The organism is Savagea serpentis (assembly GCF_015351395.1).
Taxonomy (GTDB): domain Bacteria; phylum Bacillota; class Bacilli; order Bacillales_A; family Planococcaceae; genus Savagea; species Savagea serpentis.
On record NZ_JADKPV010000017.1, the window covers coordinates 1 to 795 of the forward strand.

A 795-nucleotide genomic window follows, 5' to 3' on the forward strand; every position below is an offset into this window, starting at 1 on the left:
TGGAGGATTAGCTCAGCTGGGAGAGCACCTGCCTTACAAGCAGGGGGTCGGCGGTTCGAACCCGTCATCCTCCACCATATTTTATGCCGGTGTAGCTCAGTTGGTAGAGCAACTGACTTGTAATCAGTAGGTCGAGGGTTCAACTCCTTTCGCCGGCACCACTTTAAAGAGCCATTAGCTCAGTTGGTAGAGCATCTGACTTTTAATCAGAGGGTCACAGGTTCGAATCCTGTATGGCTCACCATTTTTCACGAAATGTCCGCAAGTAAGCGGGTGTGGTGGAACTGGCAGACACGCTAGACTTAGGATCTAGTGCCTTCGGGCGTGGGGGTTCGACTCCCTTCACCCGCATTTGTAATCATTTCGCGGAAGTAGTTCAGTGGTAGAATACAACCTTGCCAAGGTTGGGGTCGCGGGTTCGAATCCCGTCTTCCGCTCCATAATAGTGCCGGGGTGGCGGAACTGGCAGACGCACAGGACTTAAAATCCTGCGGTAGGTGACTACCGTACCGGTTCGATTCCGGTTCTCGGCACCACTATTAGCGCCCGTAGCTCAATTGGATAGAGCGCTTGACTACGGATCAAGAGGTTAGGGGTTCGACTCCTCTCGGGCGCGCCATTATAATTTATAAAGAAGTCGGGAAGTAGCTCAGCTTGGTAGAGCACATGGTTTGGGACCATGGGGTCGCAGGTTCGAATCCTGTCTTCCCGACCATTATTTAGGGGCCTTAGCTCAGCTGGGAGAGCGCCTGCCTTGCACGCAGGAGGTCAGCGGTTCGATCCCGCTAGGCTCCA

At 53.7% G+C, this 795-nt stretch carries 9 tRNA genes; all 9 read left to right on the top strand.

Annotated elements, in window-relative coordinates:
- The first annotated feature begins 1 nt into the window (after position 1).
- A tRNA-Val gene (locus tag IRY55_RS13305) sits at positions 2–77 on the top strand.
- Between the two features lie 8 nt (positions 78–85).
- Positions 86–161: transfer RNA gene (locus tag IRY55_RS13310), tRNA-Thr, on the top strand.
- A gap of 7 nt (positions 162–168) precedes the next feature.
- Positions 169–244, top strand: a tRNA-Lys gene (locus IRY55_RS13315).
- Between the two features lie 25 nt (positions 245–269).
- Positions 270–351: transfer RNA gene (locus tag IRY55_RS13320), tRNA-Leu, on the top strand.
- Between the two features lie 14 nt (positions 352–365).
- Positions 366–440, top strand: a tRNA-Gly gene (locus IRY55_RS13325).
- A gap of 7 nt (positions 441–447) precedes the next feature.
- Positions 448–536 (top strand) — tRNA-Leu (locus IRY55_RS13330).
- 6 nt (positions 537–542) lie between these two features.
- Positions 543–619, top strand: a tRNA-Arg gene (locus IRY55_RS13335).
- A gap of 19 nt (positions 620–638) precedes the next feature.
- Positions 639–715, top strand: a tRNA-Pro gene (locus tag IRY55_RS13340).
- Between the two features lie 7 nt (positions 716–722).
- Positions 723–795: transfer RNA gene (locus IRY55_RS13345), tRNA-Ala, on the top strand.